This window comes from Nocardia lijiangensis NBRC 108240 (assembly GCF_001613045.1).
GTDB lineage: Bacteria > Actinomycetota > Actinomycetes > Mycobacteriales > Mycobacteriaceae > Nocardia > Nocardia lijiangensis.
Genome location: NZ_BDBP01000161.1, coordinates 1 through 9,338, shown reverse-complemented (window position 1 = coordinate 9,338; position 9,338 = coordinate 1). Strand labels below are relative to the sequence as shown.

Sequence of the window (9,338 nt, the reverse complement as noted above, 5' to 3'; positions counted from 1 at the left end):
GCACACCAGCCACGCTCCGCACCACAGCAGCCGACGACCTACCCCCAGCCAACTCCGCCAACCCGGACAACAACTCCGTCCGATCCGCACCGACCACCACCGCACGATGCTCGAACCGCGACCGCGTCGTCGCCAGCGACCATCCCACATCGACCGGGCCCAGCCGGGGTCGCTCGGCCAGGAATTCCACCAAGCGCTGTGCCTGTGCGCGGAGCGCCGATATGTCTTTCGCCGAGACAATCCACGGCACCGCACCATCGCTTGCGCCGATCGGGTCGACAGTCGCGGTGCTGATCGCTTCGTGATCGGCAACCGGGGCCTGCTCCAGAATCACGTGCGCATTGGTGCCGCTGACCCCGAACGACGAAACGCCCGCCCGCCGCAGCCGTTTCGTCTCCGGCCACGCCATGGATTCGGTCAACAATGCCACCGCACCGGATGTCCAATCCACGTGCGAGGACGGCGAATTCACGTGCAGGGTGGCGGGAAGCACCCCGCGGCGCATCGCTTCCACCATCTTGATCACGCCCGCGACACCGGCGGCGGCCTGCGTGTGACCGATGTTCGATTTGATCGATCCCAGCCACAGCGGACGATCCGCCTGCCGATCCTGGCCGTAGGTGGCCAGCAGCGCCTGCGCTTCGATGGGATCGCCCAATCGTGTTCCGGTGCCGTGCGCCTCGACCACATCGACCTCGGCGGCAACCAGTCCCGCGTTCGCCAAGGCCCGGCGGATCACGCGCTGCTGGGCGGGGCCGTTCGGCGCGGTCAAACCGTTCGACGCACCATCCTGATTCACCGCCGATCCACGCACCACCGCCAGCACTTCGTGGCCGTGGCGGCGCGCGTCGGAAAGGCGCTCGACCACAAGCACTCCCACGCCCTCGCTCCATCCGGTACCGTCCGCCGCATCCGCGAACGACTTGCACCGCCCATCCGGGGCGAGCCCACGCTGCCGGGAGAACTCGATGAAGGTGCCCGGCGTCGCCATCACCGTCACCCCGCCCACCAAGGCCAGTGCGCACTCACCCGAACGCACCGACTGCACCGCCTGATGCAGGGCGACCAGGCTGGACGAGCACGCCGTATCCACCGATACCGCAGGCCCTTCCAGTCCGAGCGCGTACGACACCCGCCCGGACACGATCGCGCCTGCGACCGCACTGCCTGGATAGTCGTGGTACATCGTGCCGACGAACACGCCGGTGTCGCTGCCGCGTAACGACTCCGGCGCGATGCCCGCGTCTTCGAGTGCCTCCCAGCTGGTTTCCAGCAGCAGCCGCTGCTGCGGATCCATCACGACGGCTTCCCGGGGGCTGATGCCGAAGAACTCCGCGTCGAATTCAGCCGCGTCGTACAGAAATCCGCCCCTGCTGACGTACGATTTCCCCACCGCCGCGGGATCCGGGTCGAACAACGACGCCACATCCCAACCACGATCGACCGGGAATCCCGAGATGGTGTCCCGGCCTTCGGCGACCACATCCCACAGCTGCGCCGGGGAGCCCACGCCGCCCGGATAGCGACATCCCATGCCGACGATCACCACCGGCTCCGCCGCGGAATGGGCAGGTGCGTTTCCGGATGGAGTATCCGGCTCTTCGCCGAGCAGATCCCGAAGAATCAGGCGGGCAACGGCATCCGGCGTCGGATAGTCGAAGACGAGGGTCGCAGGCAGCCGCAGACCGGTTACGGCGCTGAGCCGGTTGCGAGCCTCGACCGCGGTCAGCGAATCGAATCCCAACTCTCCGAAATTGCGACCCTCCTCGATGGCGGCCGGCCCGTCGTAGCCCAGCACTGTGGCGATCTGGTCACGTACCAGGGCGAGCACCAGCCGCACTCGGTCGGGCGCGGCGAGGCCGGACAGCCGCTCACGCAGCACCGCCGCCGAATCCGCCGCCGAAGCACCGGTTGCTCCCGTGGCACCGCGACGCGCGCGCGGCACCAGGTCCCGCAGCAGCGGCGCGAGGGTTTCGGTCCCGGCCTGTGCCGCGAGCGCGATCGGGTCCCAGCGAACTGCGACCACCTCGGCGAGGTCCTGCCCCACGGCGGCATCGAACAGTGCCAAGCCCTGCTCGGTCGACAGTTCCAGGAACCCGGTCCGGTTCCATCGCGTGGCGTCGACCGCGCCGAGCTGCCCGCGCATTCCGGTGTTCGAGGCCCACATGCCCCATGCGATCGACGTCGCCACCAACCCGTTCGCGCGCCGGTGTGCGGCCAGACCGTCGAGGACCGTGTTCGCGGCCGCATAGTTGCCCTGGCCGGCGCCACCGAAAGTCCCCGCGACCGACGAATACAGCACGAACATCGCCAAATCCAGGTTCCTGGTCAGCTCGTGCAGGTACCAGGCCGCATCGGCTTTTGCCGCCAGCACCGCATCCAGCCGCTCCGGCGTCAGCGATGCGACCACACCGTCGTCGAGCACGCCCGCCGCGTGCACCACCCCGACCAGGGGAGACTCCTGCGGCACGGAGGCAATCAGTTCCGCCACCGTATCGCGCGCGGATACGTCGCCAGCCACGACGCGAACTCGAGCCCCTAGATCGGTGAGCTCCCGCAGCAATTCGGCTGCGCCGGGTGCCGCCGGTCCACGACGGCTCACCAGCATCAGTGATCCGGCCCCATGCGCTACCACGAGATGCCGGGCCATCGCCGCGCCGAGCCCTCCGGTACCGCCGGTGATCAACACCGTCCCATCGGTCAGCGCTCGCCCGGTACCTCGCCGCACTCGGGTGCCCGTGGCGGGGACACGCCTCAGCCGGGCCGCATGCAACACACCGCCGCGAACAACGACCTGTGGCTCGCCCGAGGCGAGCACCGCGGGCACCACACCGACGTCACCGGGCGCACTATCACTGTCCACGAGCACAATTCGACCGGGATCCTCCGACTGCGCCGCACGCACCAGCCCCCACATCGCGGCGCCCGCCAGGTCCGTCACATCTTCTCCGGCCGGCCCGACCGCGCCATGCGTGATCAGCACCAACGTGCTCGTCCCGAATCGCGACGCACCCAGCCACGTGTGCACCGCTGCCAACGCCTGGCGGGTGGCGGTATGAATTCTCGCTACGACGTCACCGACACTCCCACAGCTACCCGGGACGTCGATGACGACAACCGAGGGCATGGCATCAGGTCTGTCCTGTTCGTGGCGGATCGTGGTCGGGAACGAGCCGATGTCGGAGAACGACATCAGATCCGCAACAACCGGCGGTGTGCTGACGGGCGGGACAAGCGGATTCCATTCGACCGCGTGCAACCGATCATTCGATCCGGCAGTGGACAGTTGTTCGGCCGCCACCGGCCGCGTGGTCAACGAGCGGACCGTCAGCACCGGCTGATCGTTCTCGTCGACAGCGACGATCGCCAGCGCGCCGTTACCCTTCGGTGCTGAGGAGATTCGGGCGCGCAATGACGACACTCCGGTAGCGTGCAGCGTCACGTCCTGCCAGGAGAACGGCATGGCCATGGACGGTCCGTCCCCGCTCTCCGGTTCGGCGAGCGCCAGCGCATGCAGTGCCGCATCCAAGAGCGCCGGATGCACGCCGAAACCCTCTGTACCCGTGTCGGTTTCCGGCAGATCGACCTGTACGAACAGGTCCGCGTCCCGCTGCCACACAGACCGCAGGCCGCGGAAGATCGGCCCGTACCCGTAGCCCACGTCCGTCAGCCGGTCGTAGACGCCGCTCACGTCGATCGGTACCGCACCCGAAGGCGGCCAGTCACCCAGCCGATCCGCTGCACCGTGGCCCGCGGCCTGCCGGCTCAGCACGCCTTGCGCGTGTACCGTCCACTCCTCGTCGGTATTCGCGTCCTCGATGCACGAGTACACCGATACGGCGCGCGCGCCGGTTTCGTCGGGGCCCGCCACGACCACCTGGATGCGGACCCCACCCGCGGACGGCAACACCAGCGGCGTCACCAACGTCAGCTCCCGCACCGTGGCGCAGCCCATCTCGGCACCGGCACGCAGCACCAACTCGACGAATGCCGTGCCGGGCAACAACACCACCCCACCCGCGGCGTGATCGCCGAGCCACGGCTGGGAATTCAGCGACAGTGTGCCGGTGAGCACGACGCCACCCGAATCCGGGGAAGTCACCACCGCACCGAGCAACGGGTGATCGGCGGCCGACAATCCCGCCGCGGACACCTCACCCGCAGCCGTGGTCGCGTTCAGCCAGTACCGACGCCGTTGAAACGCATAGGTCGGCAGCTCGACCCGCCGGGGCGCGCCCGGTGCGAACACCGCAGCCCAGTCCACATCCGCGCCCCTCACGTCCAGTTGCGCGACAGCGGTCAGCGCGGTCGATACCTCCGGCCGGTCTTTGCGCAGCAGCGGCACCGCCGCCACCTCGGCCCCGTCGGCGGATTCGAGGCTCCGGCCGATCAATGCGGTGAGACCACCGTCAGGTCCCGCGATCAGGAATTCGGTGGCTCCTGCTCGCCGCACGGCGAGCATTCCCTCGCCGAAGCGCACCGTCTCGCGGACGTGGTCCACCCAGTACCGCGGCGTCGCCAGTTCCGGACCTGCGAGCTTCCCGCTGATATTCGACACGATCGGGATCGACGGCGTACTGAACGAAAGCCCGGCAACGGCATCGGCGAACTCTGCAAGCATGGGTTCGGTCAGCGGCGAGTGGAATGCGTGCGACACGGGTAGCCAGCTGACGCGTATTCCCCGCTGCCGCAACCGGTCCACGATCTCGGCAACCGCATCGCGCGCGCCGGACAGCACGACCGCATCCGGTCCGTTCACCGCCGCAACAGCGACACCGTCGGTCAGCATCGCCGATACGTCGGCTTCGGACGCCGTCACGGCACACATCGCCCCGCCCGGCGGCAGCGCCTGCATCAATCGTCCGCGCGCGGCCACCAGCGTGGCTGCGTCGTCGAGCGTCAGCACACCGGCCACATGCGCCGCCGCCACCTCGCCGATCGAATGACCAGCCACGAAATCCGCCCGAACGCCCCATGATTCGAGCAGTCGGTACGAGGCCACCGACACGGCGAACAGACCGGCCTGCGCGAACACGGTGGCGTTTGCCGCCTCCTGATCCGAGCCCCACAGGATCTTGCGCAGCACACCGCCCAGCCGCTCCTCCAGCCGAGCCGCGACCTCGTCGAATGTCCTCGCGAAGACCGGAAAGGCCGCGAACAGCTCCCGGCCCATGCCCACGAATTGCGCGCCTTGCCCAGGGAACACCAGCGCGGTCTGCCCCGTGCCGTCCGCTCTCCCCCACGTAACGCCTGTCGTCGGCGTCCCGTCCGCCAACGCCGCCAACCCGGACAACAGCTCCGAACGATCGGCACCGACGACGACCGCGCGGTGCTCGAATCGCGATCGCATCGTCGCGAGCGACCAGCCCACATCCACCGGGGACGACTCCGGATGTCGAATGATCCAGTCGTGCAGCCGTTTCGCCTGGGCGAGCAACGCTTCTCTGCTCCGCCCGCGCAAAACCCACGGAACCACCGCCATCTCGCAGGGCGCGGCGGCCTCGGCGGGTTCGGGATCGGCCGCGGGCGCCTGCTCCACAATCACGTGCGCGTTCGTGCCGCTGACCCCGAACGACGACACTCCGGCCCGGCGCGGCCGGTCCGTCTCCGGCCACGCCCTTGCCTCGGTCAGCAGTTCCACGGCGCCCGCGGTCCAGTCGACATGGGAGGACGGCCCGTCGACATGCAGTGTTTTCGGGAGAACGCCGCGCCGCATGGCTTCGACCATCTTGATCACCCCGGCCACCCCCGCTGCCGCCTGCGTGTGACCGATATTCGATTTGATCGAGCCCAGCCACAGCGGCCGGTCGGCGGGCCGATCCTGCCCATAAGTCGCCAGCAGCGCTTGCGCCTCGATCGGATCACCCAGTGTCGTGCCGGTGCCATGCGCTTCGATCACGTCCACGTCGGATGCGGCGACGCCCGCGTTCGCCAAAGCCCGGCGGATCACCCGCTGCTGGGACGGACCATTCGGCGCGGTCAAACCATTCGAGGCACCGTCCTGATTCACCGCACTACCCCGAACCACCGCCAACACCCGATGACCGCGGCGTCGTGCCTGCGACAGCCGCTCCACTACGAGCACGCCGACGCCCTCGCTCCATCCGGTACCGTCGGCCGCGTCCGCGAATGATCTGCAGCGCCCGTCCGCCGACAGGCCACCCTGTCGGGAGAACTCGAGGAATGCCGCAGGTGTGGCCATCACCGTCACCCCGCCGACGAGCGCCAACGTGCACTCGTTCAACCGCACGGCTTGTACCGCCTGGTGCAGGGCGACCAGGGAGGACGAGCATGCCGTATCCACCGACACCGCGGGGCCTTCCAGGCCGAGCACGTACGACACCCGGCCCGACACCACGCTCGATGTAGTCCCCGTCAAGAGATAACCCGCGACGTTGTCGGCGTCGGCGACCTGGTGGAGGCGTGGGCCGTAACCCTGGTCGGTCACCCCGGCGAACACGCCGGTATCGCTGCCGCGCAACGTCTCCGGGTCGATTCCCGCGTCTTCCAGTGCCTCCCAGCAGGTCTCCAGCAGCAACCGCTGCTGCGGGTCCATCGCCATGGCCTCACGCGGGTTGATTCCGAAGAACCCGGCATCGAAATCGGCGGCTCCATCGATGAATCCACCCTCGCGCACGTCCAGCGAGGCCGGCACACTCCAGCCCCGATCGGCCGGAAACCCCGACACCGCATCCCGGCCCGCCGCCACCACATCCCACAGATCCGCCGCCGAGGACACACCTCCCGGATAGCGGCATCCGATCCCGACGATCGCCACCGGTTCCGACAGTGCATGCAGCTGCTGCTTGGCCTCGTACAGCTCGGAAGTGACCCATCGCAGGTTTTCGAGGATCTTGTCGTCTTTCATCGATCTGGACCTATCTGTCGAAAGCCGGTGCGCACGTCAGGATTTTCCGAGCTGCGTCTGGATGAAGTCCGCGAGTTCCTCTGCCGATGCGGACCGCAGGGCGTCCTTGGTATCCGCAATCCCTGGAACCCCCGCCGTGTCACGGCATTTCAGGAGGAGGTGTTCGAGACGCTGTGTGGCATTGCGGCGTTCGGGGCTTTCCGGGCGAGTGTCGAGCAGCACGGCTTCCAGCTCGTCCACCGCACGCAGCACTCGCTTCTCCACGGCATCGGTCTCGCCGACGCCTAGTTGGTGATGGAGGTGTTCGGCGACGGCCCGGGAGGTGGGATGGTCGAAGATCAGGGTCGCCGGAAGTGCCAGCCCGGTTGCGAACCTCAATCGGTTGCGGGCATCGACGGCGGTCAGCGAATCGAATCCGAGGTCCTTGAAATTGCGGTCGGGTGCGACCACATCGGATGCGGTGTGGCCCAGAACCCTCGCAACCTGGTCGCGCACCAGGTCGAGCAGCAGACGTTGTTGTTCGGCCGCGGGCAGGCCGGTCAGCCGCCGCCGCAACACGGCTTCCGACTCCGCCGTGGCCGCGGTGTCGTCCTGTTCGTTCCGCAAGACCGCCCGCACGTCGGGGAGGTCCGCGATGAGCGGCCGATGGCGCAGCATCGTGTAGGGCCCGGTGAACAACGTCCAATCCATGTCGGCGATGGTGAGCACGGTTTCGTTGTTGCCGACCGCCTGACTCAGTGCCCGTAGAGCGGTATCCGGGTCCATCAACCGCACGCCCCTGCGTTCGAGATAGTCGGCCGCGCCGGTGGTCTCGGCCATCCCGCCGCCCGCCCAGCCGCCCCAGGCCAGTGCGGTGGCGACCAGTCCGCGGGCACGCCGGTGTTCGGCGAGACCGTTCAGGAACGCGTTGCCCGCGGCGTACCCGGCGCCGCCGCTGTTGCCCCACGTCGCGGCGCCGGAGGAGAACAGCACGAAGGCATCGAGCGGACGCTCGCCGAGCAGGTCGTCGAGGTGCTGGGCGCCTGCGATCTTGGGGGCAGCGACAGCGGCGAGCGCGGCCGGATCGGTGTCGGTGATCCGACACTGCGATTCCACTCCGGCCGCATGGATCACGGCGGTCAAGGGGATGTCGCCGTCATCGATTGCCGTCAGTGCCGTGGCCACCTCGTCGCGATCGGTCACATCGCAGGCCAGGATCGTGGCACGGCCGCCGAGCGACGTCAGCTCCGCCGCCAGTTCACCGGCGCCGGGAGCGCGCGGGCCGCGTCGGCTCAGCAGCACGACATGCGCTGCCCCGCCCCGCACCAGCCACCGGGCGAGATGCGCGCCGATACCGCCGGTGCCGCCGGTAACCAGGACCGTTCCCCGTGGCGTCCACGATCGGTTCAGACCTGATTCGGGCAGCGGCGCCCGCATCATCCGCCGACCGTAGCTGCCCGACGGGCGCAGCGCGATCTGATCTTCGCCATCATCGCGTGACAGCAAACCCGGCAGTCGGCGCAGGAGCGCGGAGTCCCAATGGGCGGGCAGGTCGATCATGCCGCCCCACCGGTCCGGGAGCTCCAGACCTGCCACCTGCCCGATGCCCCACATCGGCGCTTGGCGTGCGCTGCCGACACGCTCGGCGGGACCGACCGCGACCGCGCCGCTGGTCACACACCACAGCGGGACACCGGCACCCACATCGCTCGCAGCCTGTAGGAGAAGAAGATTCCCCAGCACGCCTCGGGTCAATGCGGTAGCCCGGGTACTGGGCCGATCATCCAACGCGGCGAACGACACGACACCGGATAGTTCGCTCGCCGCGTGTTCGCGACGGAGCAGGTCGGTGACCTCGTGCCGCGTTATCCGGTCGGCATCGATCTCTATCCTTCGCACGTCGACGCCCGACTCCTGAAGCGCCCCAACCGGATCTCCGTCGAGCGCAGCACCGGCCGAGACGACGACAAGCCACGTGACCGACGGCTGGAGCGGGCGGTCCGCGAGCCGGACCCATTCGATCCGGTAACGCCAGGAGCCGATCATCGACCGGCTTCGGCGCCGCAAGCGCCAGGACGACAGCAGTGGCAGGACCTCTCCGAAGCGGCGATCCGGGTCGATGCCGAGCACATCGGTGTCGGCGCCGTCGACAGCACGCCAGAACTCGCTATCGATGGCGTCCTCGGTGGCCGACAGGTCGGATCGGGAGCCCGCCGCCCGCTCCAGCCAGAAGTGGCGCCGTTGAAAGGCATAGGTGGGCAACGGCACCCGCCGTGGCGTGCAGCCTTCGAAGACCGCCGGCCACCGTGCACCCGACGCGTCGACGACGTCCACGCATGCTGCCGCCATCAGTACCGTCGATGCTTCGGTGCGGTCCTTGCGCAAGGCTGGGACCACGAACTCCGCGGACTCCAGGCATTGCTCTATCAAGCTCGTCAGACCACCGTCTGGACCCGCCACCACGAACCGGCTCGCCCCAGCTGCCTCGAGC

Annotated in this window: 2 protein-coding genes; both read right to left on the bottom strand. The window is 68.6% G+C overall.

The window, feature by feature from the left end; all coding sequences use genetic code 11:
- Positions 1-6,868, bottom strand: a 6,868-nt coding sequence (locus NL1_RS39840) for a type I polyketide synthase (RefSeq protein ID WP_162272798.1), incomplete at its 3' end; no start/stop codon positions are given.
- Positions 6,869-6,904: 36 nt separating this feature from the next.
- Positions 6,905-9,338, bottom strand: a 2,434-nt coding sequence (locus NL1_RS34775) for a beta-ketoacyl reductase (protein ID WP_218024535.1), incomplete at its 5' end; no start/stop codon positions are given.